Source organism: Chryseobacterium lactis (genome assembly GCF_003815875.1).
Taxonomy (GTDB): Bacteria; Bacteroidota; Bacteroidia; order Flavobacteriales; family Weeksellaceae; genus Chryseobacterium; species Chryseobacterium lactis.
Genome location: NZ_CP033924.1, coordinates 1,862,891 through 1,877,523, shown reverse-complemented (window position 1 = coordinate 1,877,523; position 14,633 = coordinate 1,862,891). Strand labels below are relative to the sequence as shown.

The window sequence follows — 14,633 nt, the reverse complement described above, 5'->3', positions numbered from 1 at the left end:
TCTTTGTAATGTTAAATAACTAATCATACAAGCTATTAACAAATAAAAAATAATGATCATGAAAACTCAAATTCTAATAGCAGCCCTTTTTTTCAGTGGATTCGTTACTGCACAGCAGAAAAAAGATAGTCTTAAAGTGAATACAATTGAAGCCGTAAATATCAAGAAGCAGGTTTTCAAAAAACAAGGTGACCGCTTAATCTATGATGTAGCTTCATCTCCGATAGCTAAAGGAACCAATACTTTTAATCTTTTAAAACAAACTCCGATGATCTCCAGTATTGACGGAAAAACATTAAAGATTCTTGGAAAATCGGATGCTATAATTTACATCAACAATAAAAAAACAAATATGGATTCTGAGGCATTGATCGAAATGCTGAAGTCTACTCCCTCTGAAGATATTCAGAAAATTGAAGTTATTACTGTTCCCGGAAGTGAATTCCAGGTTGAATCTACTGAAGGAGTGATCAATATTGTGATGAAGAAGAGTAAAAATAACGGTTACAACGGAACGATTAAAATGCAGAATGAACAGGGATATTACAACAATCCAAATGCAGGAGCCTCGTTTAATTTCAGACAGGGAAAGTGGTCCGGAAATTCTAATTTCAGAACCGGAAGCTGGACAGAGAGACAGAAATACTCTTTATCGAACGGAGATCCTACTTTTAGAAATGAATCTTACGGATTCAATAATGATCCAAACAATAACTATGGCGGAGGGTTTAATGTTGATTACGAGATCAGTAAAAAGCAGAGTCTGGGATTCTCTTATAACATGAGATACAACAAGAGTTTCAACTCTATCCTTGACATCACAAACTGGCAAAATGGAATTTTAACAAACAGAACTGTTAATAACGAAGATGCCCAGACAAGAAACCATTCGTTTAATTTAAACTATGAAATCAAAACAGATTCTCTGGGTAGTAAGCTTACTTCTAATGTTTCATATTTGTGGTTCAACAGAAATAAAGTAAGCTTCAACGAAAGTTTTCCTTTAACTAATGATACGATCAATAAATATTCTGCCCTTCACCAATCTGTTCCACAAATCATTAACAACTACGCAGCCAATATTGATTATCTGAAGAAAACAGCAAAAGGAGCTACATGGTTAATGGGGATCAGCTACAACCATACCAATACAGACAATGATACCAGACAGGATAAGCTACAAAGCGGGGAATTTGTTCCGGACTCAAAACAAACCAATCATTTTATATACAAGGAAAGTATTTTAGGGATTTACCTCAACTACGAAAGAAAGTTAACGGAGAAAATATCAGGAAAAGCCGGCGCCCGTTATGAAATGACCAGAAGTACCGGAGACATTGTTGACAAAACAGGTTTTGAAAGAAATTATAATAATCTGTTACCTTATTTGAACCTTAACTATGCTATTAATTCTGACCATAATCTAAGTTATACTTTTTCCAGCAGAATCAGAAGACCAAGATTTTGGGAGTTAAATCCTTCAAGAACATACTTCACCCCTACCAATTATACGCAGAACAATCCTTTCATATTGGCTTCTAAGTTTTATAATCAGGAACTTAATTATATGTACAAAAATGCATACTATGCCAATCTTAGCTTTACTATGGTAGAAGATGCCTCTGCTTCTGATATGCTTCCCTTACAAGGAAAGTCAACAGGACCAAAAGTGGATGAAAATGGAAATTTCATATATGATGCTGATGGTAATATGATTATGGAAACAACAAAATTCCTGAGATACATCAGAACCAATTATGGTAAAAACAGAGAACTTAACTTAACTCTTGGGATGAACAAGTCCTGGTTTAAGGAAATCTGGACTACAAATTATTCTGTTAATTTAAAATATTCAATCTACAAAGGTGCTGTAACGGAAGATCCTACTTCCAGACCCGGTCCGTTTGAAACTGAGGAACTGGAGCCCTATATTATTGATGTTAAAAATTACAATATGTCTCTTACCCTTAATAATGTTGTACGCCTTTCTTCTAAAAAGGACTGGTACTTAGGTGTAAATTACTTTTTCGCCAGTAGAGAAGCAATGGAAGGAGGAGTCGTGGGTGTAAGACAAAGTCTGGACATCAACCTGAAAAAAATTATTGGAGACTGGACTATTCTGGCTGAAGTAAATGATTTATTTAATCAAGGTTTTTACAGAGTTGAAGGAATACAGCCTAACGGAAAATATAACAATATTACCAATTTCAACTATCCGCGATTATTCAGCATTGGTGTTACCTATAATTTTGGAAACCAGAAACTTAAAAAAGCAAGGGAAATGAAATCAGCGAATGATGCTGTAAAATCAAGAACCTAATCTATACCACTCACATTCTACAACCACTCTTAAAAAAAATAACATGAAATGTATAATTTTGTCAATGGCTATCATATTCGGAACCTGCACTTTTGCTCAGGAAAAGAAATCTGATACGGCAAAAACTAAAAATATTGAAGGAGTTGTCATCACCAAACAGGTCTTCAAAAAGCAAAGCGACCGTTTTGTATATGATGTTGCAGCATCTCCTGTTGCAAAGGGAAATACAACTTTTGACCTTCTGAAGCAGACGCCACTATTATCTTCCACAGATGATAAAACATTAAAAATTACAGGAAAAAATAATGCCCTGATCTACATCAACGGAAGAAAAACAAATATGGACGCAGAATCTTTGGTTCAGTTCCTGAAAAACACACCGGCGGAAAATATTCAGAAAATCGAAGTGATTACTGTTCCCGGAAGCGAATATCAGGTGGAATCTTCAGATGGGATTATCAATATTGTTTTAAAGAAAAAGATGAGTGATGGTCTCAACGGAAATATGAGATTCTCGAATACTCAAAGTAAATATAACGCGAGCCAGGCTAGTTTCTCTGCCAATTACAGAAAAGGTAAACTGGGAATAAGTGCTAACCTCAACGGTGGTGAAAATATTCAGGCTCAAAGGTATGTACTAAGAAACGGAACTTCAGACACTTCCAACGAATCTGTAGGGGACATTGATGATCCAAACAAAAATCTTGGTGGTTATCTGAATATCGATTATCAGCTGAATGATAACAGTAATCTTGCTCTTTCGTGGAATACATGGGCAAATAAAAGCTACAACTCCACAGTAAGCCTTTTTAATACGATTACAAGTGGAAACAAAACCAATTACTCCTGGTCAAAAAATAAGGAAGATGCCCGATCATATAACAATTCTTTAAACTTAAACTATGAATTGAAAACTGATTCTCTGGGCAGTAAATTAAATGTGAATGCGGCCTATTTGAATTATAAAAGGTTTCAGTTTACAGACAACAGGACGTATGCCTCGAACGTAAATGGAGATATTAAAAAAATGACCACACAGGTATTTCAGGATCTTCCTCAAGTGATTAATAATTTCTCAGGAATGGTGGATTATATTCAAAAGTTTAAAAATGATCTGACTATTTCAGTAGGAGGAAATTATAACAAAACCAAAACAGACAACGATTCTAAAAACATTACTTATTTTTTTGATCCGGTAAAGGATCCGGATTCAAAACCGAATCATTTTATTTATGATGAAAACATTTACGGATTTTATGTAACGGCAGAAAAGAAATTTTCAGATAAGTTCTCCGGGAAAATAGGAACGAGATATGAGATCACAAACAGCTTGGGAACTTCTGATAATGCACCTACCGACGATCTTAAAAGAATAGAAAGAAACTACAACAATTTACTTCCTTATCTGAGTTTCAACTATGCAATTAATGATAAAAATAATATCTCCTATTCCTTCTCGAGCAGAATGAGAAGACCGAGCTTCTGGGAAATAAATCCTGTAAAAAATATTCTGACCGACTACAACTATACACAGAATAACCCTTTTGTAAAAGCTTCTTCTACCTATAACCAGGAACTGACTTATATGTACAAAAGTTCATACTTCCTGATTCTAAGTCATTCTTATTTTAAAGATGCTATAACTCAGGTACCATTGCAAGGATACCCTGTAGCCCCAGATGGATCAGTCGGAGCCAATCCTGTATTGAGATATATCAGAACAAATTTTGGAGATAAGCAGGAGATGTCTGCCATGGTAGGAATTCAAAAATCGTTCTTCAAACAATATTGGACGACTAACTTCAATATCGGAGTTCAGCACAATATTAATAATGGAAGTCTGGATACGGATCCTACAACAGGAGATCGATTCAAAAATAAGGAAGGAGAATTTATTGTATATACCAATAAAACGAATTCCACCAGTATTTTGATCCAAACGAATAACACTATTCGCCTGGACAAAAAGAAAACCTGGTTCCTGGGAGTCAATTATTTCTTTATCAACAAGCAACAGATTGAACTTGGTTCATTGAAGAGCTTAATGAGCCTTGACCTCAGCATCAAAAAAACATGGAATGACTGGACTTTTGCGGTGAATCTAAATGATATTTTAAGAACAAATATTGTTAAAATCGAAGACTATCAGGAAAACGGAAATTACAATTATATCCACCAGAACCAATATCCAAGAAATATCATGGTGAGTCTCACATACAACTTCGGAAATCAGAAAGTGAAAAAAGTGAGAGATATAGAAGGAGCATCCGATTCTATCAAAAGCAGAACAAGATAAAAACTATCTTTCTTCATATTCAATTAATTATTTTGTACAATAACCCGTTGACTTGTCAGCGGGTTTTTTATCTTTAATGGTATGAAAAAAGAAGTTGCTCTTATATTTTTTTATCTTATTTTCTTTTTTTTCTTCAGCAGTTGCAAAGAAAAAAAGATTGACCTGGGTAAGGATATCATTTTCAAAAAAGAAAAAAACATTTCATATGGTACTGATCCTGAACAAATAATGGATCTTTATATTCCTCAAAGCCGGTCAAATGAAAAAAGACAGGTTTTTATCATTATTCATGGTGGCGGCTGGCGTGGAGGAGACAAATCCCAGCTTACTTTTTTCACACTTTCCATGATGAAGAAATTTCCGGAGTATATTTTTGCAAATATTAATTACAGACTTGCTTCGGCAACAAACTATGCTTTGCCCTACCCAATCAAACTGAAGATATCAGTGAGGTGGTAAGATTTTTAGAGAACAGATTTCATTACACTCCTCACTTTATTTTATTAGGCAATAGTGCCGGAGGACATTTGTCAATGTTATACGCTTATCAGCCTGATTCTTTGAAAAAAATAAAGGCTGTCATCAATATTGTGGGACCTGCGGATCTTTCCGATCCCGGATTCAAAAATTACCAGGACTATTCATTTGTAGAGAAAAGGCTTGTTGATCCCAGTCAGTCCAAACCAGAAACTTCCCCAATAGATTTCGTAAGCCCTGTCAAATGGATTGATAAAACCTCACCACCTACACTTTCCTACTATGGAAATACTGATCACGTTATTCCATCAACACAAGGTAAAATATTGGATTCAATTCTGAACCAAAATCATGTGATTCATGAAAGCTACAATTTCAATGGAGGCCATCTGGATTGGGACCAATCTCCAACTGATACTTTTCTGATAGACAAAATTGATCTTTTCCTGAAACTTATAGACAAAAAATAACGTTCTGAAAATGATCAAAGCAGTTTTTTTTTAGTATCCAACGGCCTTTTTTGCTTCTGCAGCTGTGGTATTCAGAGCATTGATACATTTAGGAAAATCTTCCATATTATTTCTAAGATCCCAGAATGGCATGAGTACAACGACTGAAAAGTCAGTTTCCGGATCATAAAGCATCATGGAAAGATATCCTTGGGTGGCACCATTATGTCCATATCCTACTCCCGGAATGTAGAAACACCCCAAAGAATAATTATTTTGTTCAGGAGTAGTTGCAGGACCTTTATTGGTTCTCATTAACTTAACACTCGAAGCATTAAGTACGTTCTCTGCTTTCATTATGCTTCTGATGTATTCGGAAAGCATTTTCATGGTTCCGATCCCATTTCCTTCTCCTACATTAGCACTTGTATTTTTAAGATTGGTAAACTCATCATGATTATCATATTTAATGAATCCTTTCACATAAGGCACAGGAAGTTGCTGTTCTGAAGCGAGTTCCGGAAATCGGATTTTTAGTGGAACCTTTGTACCAGGACCAACAATATAATCATACATATAATTACTGTATGTTTTGTTCATTCCTGCTTTTTGTGAATAAATCCTGGATATAATTTCACTCAGAATCGAATATCCTGTATTTGAATAGTGATACACTGTATTGGGTTCACCATACGTAAGGTTGTTTTTTGTTAAAATTTTCACGTATTCCGGAGTAGAAAACTGGTGATCCGGAAAATTCTGAAGCATATAGTCTGTATAGGTCTGTCCATTTATATTATACTTTGAAGCGTCATTCGTAATATCATATACTCCCGCATTATGTTGCAGAAGCTGTCGGATCGTTATCTGGCTCTTGTTGGGGAAATTCCAATCTGCTCCGTCGGGAGTATAAGGAATATTCGTTCCAGGGATCATCTCCGTAATATCATCATCCAGGTGCAGCCATTCATCCTGCATCATTTTTAAAATAGCTGTAGAAGTAAAATTCTTTGTATTGCTTGCAAAACGGAAATAGGTATTCTCGTTAACCACTGTGCCATTTGCTCCGGTTATGCTACTGAAAAGAGTTCCTTTTGGAGAAACTACGTAAACACTCAGTGAGGGAATAGAAGTCTTCAACTCTTTCTGAAGACTGTTGTGAATATTCCGAACAGCTTTATCCAGATTCGACTGGTAGTCCTTATTTTCATTTTTCCCGCAACCTAAGGAAGCAAGCAGAAAAAGTGAAAATGAAATGATTCTAAGTTTTTTCATGGTATGTAGTTTGGTTTATTGTTTTAAAATTATTCAGATTTTACAATCTCTGTCCTTTCTGAAATACCATTGGCACTAAAGGCTTCAATCTGGAAATAATAAGCATCCGCTCTGTCGGCTCCGGTAAAGAAATATTCGTTCTTTCCATATACCATAATACTTCCGTACATTTTATCCGGTGATTTTCCCCAATAGATGACGTACCCGTCTGCATCAGGATTTTGTTGCCATTTCATCCAGATACTTCTTCTTTCTCCATATTTTTTAGGATCGGCTCTCAAAGGGACGAAGCCTTGTACTTTCGCCGGTTTTTCTCCACTTCCTTTACCAAATACCCTGAAACCACTCAACGCAAATTTTCCGGTAGGCATTTTAAGGTTCTCCATTTTAAGAAATCTCACTTTTGCAGGTTTTTCCAGTTCAACATAATCATGGGGAACATCTTTTATATTTTTGCTTTTATCCACAATTACCTTCCATTTTTTACCATCGTCCGATCCATAGATCTTGTACTGATGCATTTTCCCAAGGGTTTTCCCCATAAATTCCGCATCCTGATCGGCATAATTGATTTGAAGCGCATTAATTGTAGATACTTCACCAAGATCTGTCTGGAACCATTCGCCTGAATTGCCGGTCTTTGCACTCCAATAAGTTTTAATATCTTCATCCACGGCATAATTTGGTTGATAACTACCTAGGGTGGAAGAAACCTGAACCGGTTTATTATAATTCAGCAACATCCATCCGGCAAATAGACCTTTTGTAAAATCTTTACCTTGTGCATATTGAGGAAGATAAGTTGGATAATCTCCATAAGCAGTATTGCAGAACATTACATCATCTTTATCAAAACCTGCCGGCCAGATCCCGAGTCTTCTTTCAAAATTATTTTTAGTAGAAATAAAAATGGTTGAAACATGCCACCAGTTTTTGTAATTATCTTCAAAAGTTGCTCCGTGGCCTGCTCCTCTTGCAAAACCTCCGGGTTTATACGAAAATGGGTTATGCTGCTGATATTCGAAACCTTCCAAAGGGCTTTTGCTAACATATACTCCATCTGAATATCCACTGAATTCTGTTGCCGGAGCTCCATATTGCATATAATATTTTCCGTTATGCTTGGTCATCCACGCTCCTTCTACAAAAGGTTGCAGAAACACATTATCATTATATTCTCCAAATCTTTCCCAGCCATGGTCTTCCGGTTTTAATTTTATAATAGGCTTTACGAAGCCTTCTGATTGAAGATTTTTAACTTTAACTTCCGTTCCCAGCAGAGGCCATTCATTGCTGGAACCCCAATACAGGTAGAGTTTATTTTTATCTTCATCATAATGAAATGCAGGATCCCATGCCCCTACTTTTAGAGTATCCACGGCAATCTTCCAGTCATCTTTGGTTGGATTGGTACTTTTCCAGATCGGAAAGTCCTGCTCCCATGTAGAACCATACACATAGAGCGTATCTTTCATTGCCCATACTGCCGGAGCATTAAGGTCGTGGATGTATTTATTATCTCTGAGGAATTTCCTTTTTACAAATTTCCAGTCCAACATGTCATCACTATACCAATACCCTTCCTGATTGGTTGAGAAAAGGAAAAGTTTATTTTTAAAATTGACAATCACCGGATCGGCTGTAGCACGGTGTTTTCCTTGTTTGGAAAAAACTTCAAAAGGTGTATATCCGTAATCAATGTTGATAGGATTACAGAATGTTTTTTGCTGAGCTCCCAGCAGTATTCCAAGAAATATTGCCCCTAATAAAAAGTATTGCCGCATCTTAATATTTTTTACATTAAAGACAAAGTTAGTTAACTTTTTTTGGTTTCCTCCAGATAAAGCCGTCCAGAAGGTAATGGGTAAGCTGTGGAACAACCAGTAATGGGACTACAAACTGAAGTAAGGATTCCGAAAGTATAAGATCCAATGAAAAGTGTTCGTTCCAGACCAGCGATTCCCACAAGAGCTCTTCCAGCAGAGCAAAACATAAGATGACTCCGAAAAATAAAAAGATTCCGAAAAAAGATTTAAAAGCAAGCATCCATTTCACTTGATTATTTTCTTTTTGCCTGATTTCACGGATATAAATCAGAGCTATATAGGGAATTCCGTGGGATATAACATTCAATAGAGTAAAAAGAAGATCATTATTAAAGTAAACAATCCCAAAGTACCATGACAGATAGGTTCCAATGATAAGCATTGTCTTTGGGATATTCAAAACTTTTGTTTTAAAAGCCTCAAAAACTGTTTTTAATCCCCATATAATCAATATAGCAAAGTATAATGGTGTAATAAAACTGAGATAATCCGGAAGATTATTGAGCCAGGTAAACTCATTATTTACAAACCAGGTAAAAGCTCGTGGAGTTTTAAACCAATATAACATCGGATAGATTGTGGCAGCATACACTGCAACTTCATCTATTCTTTTGCTCCAGTTACCGGGTTCAAACCTGGCATAAATCCTCATAAAACCATACTGTTGACGGATAAAATGAAAGACGGCAACGAGGGCCAGCACCGACCAGAATGTCAGGCTTCCCAATTGAAATAGAATAATTCCCAGCCCCCAACTTATGATGGGAATTCCGATATACAACCATTTCCTCTTCTGTATTTCAGATTTTACAAAATATGTTTTAAACAAGGTTGAATATACGTGTGCCACATCTACAAAAACAATCAGAAATAGCCAGGTATAGAAGGAATAATGATCTTCAAGCCTCTGAATCTGTTTATGAAAAAGAAAAATAATGAGCAATATCAGGAAGGGTGGTGATAAAATAAACCACCAATCTGTTTTTGCATTATGTATCCAGGGCTGTTTCATAGTGTCATTTGTATTTTAAAAGAACTTTACAGCATTTGCTTTGCCGTTTTTATTCCCTGATAGAAGGCTTCTTCAAAAATTGAGATTCCGGAAAGGTCAGAATGAGCAAAGAAAATCTTACCATCTACAGGCTCTTTTGCTTCTTTTGTTCTATTTCCAAAAATCTGATCAGGAATAGGAGCTATCATAGCATGTCCTATTTTATGAAATTGCATTTCCAGAATAAAATCTTCTATAAGTGGGTGCGCTTTTTTTAAATCATCTAAAACCAGAACCTTTAATTCGTTTTCTTTCATAGAAAATAGTTTCTTACGTGCTTTCCTGCAATCACTTGTTGAAAAACTTCTGTAATAGGTAATTACTTTTTCACCTGTGATCTGATTAATATTCTGATGCTGATCATAAATATACCCCAAGCCGGCAGATCCGTAGATCACATTATCCCAAGCCAGTTCTTCGTCTCCTCCGAATTCATTTTTCAATGTAATAGTGGTGAGTAGCCATGGCACATATTGAAATGAAAAAGTCTTTCTGTGGCTTAAAATTCTCTCATTAATAAATTGTGGAGTAGCCAGCAAAACTTTTTCAGCAATGATCTTTTTCGTTTTATTCTTAGCATTGTCAAAACATAGCACTTCTACTTTTTCATTTGCTTTAATATCAAAAACCAAATGCTCTTTCAATTGTTTTCCTTCAGTATATTTTGATAAATAAGTTGCCAGCCTCGCATTTCCTTCCGGCCATGTGAAAACCTGATCTTTGTAAAGTTTGCTCCAATTATTTTTTCTTCCTGCAAAATAGTGAATACCGGCCCAGGCAGAAACATAATCTATTCCCAACCCATAATCGTCTCTGCAGGAGTAGTCCAGCAGCCACAATAATTCTTCGGACTTGAAGTTATTCTGCCCCAGCCAATCTTTGAAAAGAACTTTTTCAAGCCGGATCACCTCATCTTCTTTGCTGGAATCATGAACCGGGATAGCAAACCAATAGTTCCCCTGTTGATCTTTCTTCTGCCTGAAATCATCCATCATCGTGAAAAACCGTTCAAGTTCTTTCTGTGTTGCCTGAGATATTCCTTTTTGTGGAACAATATCATTCTGCCATGAGTTTTTGAAGAATAGTCTTTCCTGCTGTGGAAAAGTCATCTGATATTCATCTAAAACCGGTTCTCCGTTTTCATCATCCCCCTGGTAGATCCCGCATTCCTTTAAAAAATCAATGATCTCCGTATTTTCTTTATTGGGTAATGGCAGATAATGTGCTCCTAAGGGAAATTTTGAGAATTGGTTTTGTCCATTTGAAGAGTTTCCTCCCAGATGATTTTCCATTTCCAATACCAAATAATCGTTTTCATTATGTTGATTTAAAAATCTACAGGCAGAAAGTCCTGAAATTCCACCGCCCACAATAAGATATTTTTTGTGGATAACTTCTGATACTTGTGGAAAATTTTTAGCCCAAAGCCGATGTCCAAGAATATGATTGGTCCCTGAGATTTTAAGCAACAGCAGTTTGCCCTTCTTTCCACAATATTGTAAAAAAAGAAGGATCATGCTGCCTAATAGCACTGTTTTAAGAAAATCTTTTCTACTGAACTTTTCCCCACTCTTCATCAAAATATCGGACTAGTATCTGGTTATCCAGACGGTTAACTTCTACATCTTTCACCTTCATATCTTTATTAAAATAAGACAATTGTGAAAAGTTATAATCGTAGAATTTTAAATTGGGTAGCTTTCTATAGATCTTGTTATTGACAGGCTCATATGAAGCCATTGAAAATCCCCATTCTCCAAATGAAGGAACGTAGGTATGATATGCCGAGGTGAAAGGAAAAATCTGATTCATCGTTTTTTCTATACACCAGAAAGATTTTGGAGCAAAATAGGGTGAAGTTGTCTGAACTACAATTTTAGTTTCAGGAGTTGTGATCTTTTCAAGCTCTTTATAAAACTGCAGTGAATAGAGTTTTCCCAAACTATAATTGGATGGATCAGGAAAGTCTATGATAATGACATCAAATTTCTTTTTATTCTCTTTTACCCAAATGTAGGCATCCTTATTTACGATTTCAACCTTTGGGTTAGAGAAAGACCTTTGGTTGAGTCTTTTCATGGTCTCATTATTTTTAAAAAACTGAGTCATATCACCATCCAGATCTACCAGTGTGATTTTTTTCACCTCTTTATATTTGAGGATCTCCCGCACAGCAAAACCGTCTCCTCCTCCTAGTACCAAAACGTTATCAATATTTTTTGCCATAGACATCACCGGATGTACAAGTGCCTCATGATAGCGGTATTCATCAGTGGAAGAAAATTGCAAATTATTATTTAAATATAATCGAAACTCTCTGTTGTTCCTGGTAAGTACAATTCGCTGATAGGGTGAGCTTTTGGTAAAAACAACATTCTCACCATATAATTTTTCTTCTGAATAGGATAAAATCTTATCTGAAAAAACAAAAAGCCCCAGAAGAAAGATAAAGGCTCCTATTGCTTTTACCTTTAAAGATATCGGTTTTGAGAGCTCTTTTTTAAGGTAAAAACATAAAAATATGGCAATAGAAATATTGATCAATCCAAAGAATAAGGGTGTTTTTACAATTCCAAGATGGGGTATAAGAACCAGCGGAAATAATATGGATGCTAAAAGAGCACCGATATAGTCAAAAGCAAAAACATTTGACACCAGATCCTTGAATCCTATTCTGTCTTTAAGGATATTCATCAGAAGAGGAATTTCCACCCCGACCAGGCATCCCGTAAAGAAAACAAATAGATACAGCACTGCTTCAAAATGAGCCATGGTATTGAATAGTATAAATAACACCACAGAACTTATTCCGCCAACAATTCCCACAAGAATTTCAATCTCTACGAATTTATCAATGAGATTTCCTTTAATAAATTTGGCCAGATAAGAACCGACCCCCATCGAAAAAAGATAGACACCGATGATGAAGGAAAACTGCTTTACAGAATCTCCTAACAGATAACTCGCCAAAGCTCCGGCTACCAACTCATAAATCAATCCGCATGTCGCAATGACAAATACTGAGAACATCAAAAGCAGCTCAAGAGGAATCCTCTTCTTATCCATGAATTGCCGCGCTAATGATCATTGAAATTCCGATAATAAACGCCCCGAAAACAATAGCCAGTGCTATATTTTTGTTTTGAGCGATCTCATGCCATGTCTTTTCGGGAGTTAACTTTTCAATGATGAAATAACACACCAACAGAATAGCGATTCCCAGAAATGAGTAGAGAACCGAGTTGAATATGGGTAATAGATTAATGTTGTCCATAGTTTTTATATTTTTATTTGTGGTAAAATCTGTAATATCCTGCCCTGGAGTGGCTTTTAGTAGTTCCGTCACGGTAACTTTCTGTTTTGGCGCAGTCACAAAAATGGTTCCCGGAAAAAGTAAGATAGAGAAACCAGCCCAGAAAAGCTCCTCCTATAGCAAATAACTGCCAGTTATTCCTGATGTAATTAATGAGTCTTTCCATAGCTTAATTGGTAGGATAAGGAGAGTTTGAACTATTTTTCCATTTGCTGGTTTCGAAGATACGTCGTGCTATATAGCTTAATACTGTAAATACTATTAAACATACAAGTACAATTCCGAAATTCCAGAAAGACACTGGCAGCCATGTCGCTTTTATGCTAACGGTTGTATGTTCTTCATATTTCTCCGGATAGCCATAATCCGGCACCATATTGATGAGAACAGAATCCATCTTTTTGATTTCTTTTTGATTATTAAGGATACCGGTTCTTCTTAGTATTTCTCTTTCTAATTCTTCTTTTCCGACATATGTATTGATGGTTTTATCTTTATCATTTTGCAGAAAGAAAGACCCACTTTCATTCTGAATAACAGAAAAATCACTATTTGGCGGACGGTATCCGGATTTAAAAGGGTCTACTACTCCACCTTCTTTTTCTGCCGAGATCTGAAAATGATAAGTTCCGGGAGCAACTCCACATATATTGAAATCTTCGTTCTGACTTCCTTCACTCCAGCTTTCACCACCTTCAAAACCGGAATACTGTTCAATATCTTTAGAAGCATAGATTACTTCATTGGTTTTTTCATTCACAAGGCTTATTCCTACATTGGCCCAGGAGTTATCCACATCAGCAAAGGCATTTACCTTTAACGGTGCTGATCCTCCGGAAAGACTGAAACTATTACTGATCAATTCTTTATCGGTAACATCAGTAAACTTAATAGTTTGTTCAAAGACCGTTTGGTTGGTTCTTGATGTTACTACATATAACTGAAGTAAACATATCAGCAACGCGACAATAGCCATAATGTTCGTGCATTGTCTTAAATTATAGGGAAATGGCTGAACAATACCTATTCCAAGGCTGGAGGGTAAATCTTTTACACCAAATGCTTTTCTGATAGCTGATCTTGAAATGTAATGTCCTTTGAAATATTGGGGTGAATTTCCATATTGTTCTCTGGAAATCATTTCTGTACCGTTTACATATTCCTTGTAGCTGACAAGTGCAAAATTGGCTTTCTCCTCAAAAAAACCTGTTGCTGCATAGGTGCTGCATGGAGTGGTTTCATACCAGCGGTATTTTCGTCCTTCATGTTCAGCATAAAATTTGGATTCTTTGAAAGCAAACTCCAGTTGTTGAAGGAAAACCCAGTTTCCGTCACTTTCACTGAGAAAGGCATCGTTCCCGGCTTTATCTTTCAAAGCATATTCTCTCCAATAGACATCTGAACCATATTTTTTGATGACAATATTGATCACCCAATATTCGGTATCATCGATGATTCCTTTTCTTCCTACTTCCAGAACAACATTTTCCAAAGGTTTCTTAACGAGTTTCTTCGGTGTAATTTTTCCGACTTCAATAAGGTTGTCACAATGGCTGCATATAAACTCTTTAACAGTAAAATCTATAGCCAAGTTGTTATTGTTTGTTTGACAAACAGGGCAAATAT

Annotated in this window: 12 protein-coding genes; 4 read left to right on the top strand and 8 right to left on the bottom strand. The window is 36.0% G+C overall.

Annotation, left to right across the window (positions count from 1 at the left end):
* Positions 1-58 precede the first annotated feature (58 nt).
* From EG342_RS08120 to EG342_RS25460, 4 genes are all read left to right on the top strand, one after another.
* A complete protein-coding gene (locus tag EG342_RS08120) occupies positions 59-2,320 on the top strand; it encodes an outer membrane beta-barrel family protein (protein WP_103289213.1) in 2,262 nt (753 codons plus the stop codon).
* A 43-nt stretch (positions 2,321-2,363) separates the two neighbouring features.
* Positions 2,364-4,616: an outer membrane beta-barrel family protein gene (locus EG342_RS08115; protein WP_103289212.1), complete on the top strand. Its 2,253-nt coding sequence runs from the start codon at positions 2,364-2,366 to the stop codon at positions 4,614-4,616.
* 81 nt (positions 4,617-4,697) lie between these two features.
* Positions 4,698-5,075 carry an alpha/beta hydrolase family protein gene (locus tag EG342_RS25465; RefSeq protein ID WP_246008758.1) on the top strand — a complete coding sequence of 126 codons (378 nt, stop codon included), beginning with the start codon at positions 4,698-4,700 and terminating at the stop codon, positions 5,073-5,075.
* Positions 5,069-5,563 (top strand): alpha/beta hydrolase family protein, encoded by a 495-nt coding sequence (locus tag EG342_RS25460; protein ID WP_246008757.1) that lies wholly within the window; start codon positions 5,069-5,071, stop codon positions 5,561-5,563. The genes EG342_RS25465 and EG342_RS25460 overlap by 7 nt, the downstream gene beginning before the upstream one ends.
* A 30-nt stretch (positions 5,564-5,593) precedes the next feature.
* Here EG342_RS25460 and EG342_RS08105 read toward each other — a convergent pair whose 3' ends face one another.
* The 8 genes from EG342_RS08105 to EG342_RS08070 are packed head-to-tail and all read right to left on the bottom strand — an operon-like array spanning position 5,594 to position 14,598.
* The gene (locus EG342_RS08105; RefSeq protein ID WP_103289211.1) at positions 5,594-6,817 is read right to left on the bottom strand and encodes a serine hydrolase domain-containing protein; all 1,224 of its coding nucleotides are present in this window, start codon (positions 6,815-6,817) and stop codon (positions 5,594-5,596) included.
* Between the two features lie 29 nt (positions 6,818-6,846).
* Positions 6,847-8,601, bottom strand: coding sequence for a discoidin domain-containing protein (locus EG342_RS08100; RefSeq protein WP_103289210.1), 1,755 nt, complete (start codon positions 8,599-8,601; stop codon positions 6,847-6,849).
* Between the two features lie 28 nt (positions 8,602-8,629).
* The gene (locus tag EG342_RS08095) at positions 8,630-9,655 is read right to left on the bottom strand and encodes a hypothetical protein (protein WP_103289209.1); all 1,026 of its coding nucleotides are present in this window, start codon (positions 9,653-9,655) and stop codon (positions 8,630-8,632) included.
* A gap of 26 nt (positions 9,656-9,681) precedes the next feature.
* Positions 9,682-11,211: an NAD(P)/FAD-dependent oxidoreductase gene (locus EG342_RS08090; protein WP_103289208.1), complete on the bottom strand. Its 1,530-nt coding sequence runs from the start codon at positions 11,209-11,211 to the stop codon at positions 9,682-9,684.
* A gap of 34 nt (positions 11,212-11,245) precedes the next feature.
* Positions 11,246-12,760 (bottom strand): polyamine aminopropyltransferase, encoded by a 1,515-nt coding sequence (locus EG342_RS08085; protein WP_103289207.1) that lies wholly within the window; start codon positions 12,758-12,760, stop codon positions 11,246-11,248.
* Positions 12,753-12,968: a DUF350 domain-containing protein gene (locus EG342_RS08080; protein ID WP_077413617.1), complete on the bottom strand. Its 216-nt coding sequence runs from the start codon at positions 12,966-12,968 to the stop codon at positions 12,753-12,755. The genes EG342_RS08085 and EG342_RS08080 overlap by 8 nt, the downstream gene beginning before the upstream one ends.
* 13 nt (positions 12,969-12,981) lie before the next feature.
* The gene (locus EG342_RS08075) at positions 12,982-13,173 is read right to left on the bottom strand and encodes a hypothetical protein (RefSeq protein WP_103289206.1); all 192 of its coding nucleotides are present in this window, start codon (positions 13,171-13,173) and stop codon (positions 12,982-12,984) included.
* Positions 13,174-13,176: 3 nt separating this feature from the next.
* Positions 13,177-14,598: a DUF4178 domain-containing protein gene (locus EG342_RS08070; protein WP_246008756.1), complete on the bottom strand. Its 1,422-nt coding sequence runs from the start codon at positions 14,596-14,598 to the stop codon at positions 13,177-13,179.
* Between the last annotated feature and the right edge of the window lie 35 nt (positions 14,599-14,633).

Excerpts from the sequence above, each read along its gene's own strand:
- EG342_RS08085 (WP_103289207.1), bottom strand. The coding sequence starts at position 12,760 with ATGGATAAGAAGAGGATTCCTCTTGAGCTGCTTTTGATGTTCTCAGTA.
- EG342_RS08095 (WP_103289209.1), bottom strand. The coding sequence starts at position 9,655 with ATGAAACAGCCCTGGATACATAATGCAAAAACAGATTGGTGGTTTATT.
- EG342_RS08090 (WP_103289208.1), bottom strand. The coding sequence starts at position 11,211 with ATGATCCTTCTTTTTTTACAATATTGTGGAAAGAAGGGCAAACTGCTG.
- EG342_RS08120 (WP_103289213.1), top strand. The coding sequence starts at position 59 with ATGAAAACTCAAATTCTAATAGCAGCCCTTTTTTTCAGTGGATTCGTT.
- EG342_RS08115 (WP_103289212.1), top strand. The coding sequence starts at position 2,364 with ATGAAATGTATAATTTTGTCAATGGCTATCATATTCGGAACCTGCACT.
- EG342_RS08075 (WP_103289206.1), bottom strand. The coding sequence starts at position 13,173 with ATGGAAAGACTCATTAATTACATCAGGAATAACTGGCAGTTATTTGCT.
- EG342_RS08105 (WP_103289211.1), bottom strand. The coding sequence starts at position 6,817 with ATGAAAAAACTTAGAATCATTTCATTTTCACTTTTTCTGCTTGCTTCC.
- EG342_RS25465 (WP_246008758.1), top strand. The coding sequence starts at position 4,698 with ATGAAAAAAGAAGTTGCTCTTATATTTTTTTATCTTATTTTCTTTTTT.
- EG342_RS08080 (WP_077413617.1), bottom strand. The coding sequence starts at position 12,968 with ATGGACAACATTAATCTATTACCCATATTCAACTCGGTTCTCTACTCA.
- EG342_RS08100 (WP_103289210.1), bottom strand. The coding sequence starts at position 8,601 with ATGCGGCAATACTTTTTATTAGGGGCAATATTTCTTGGAATACTGCTG.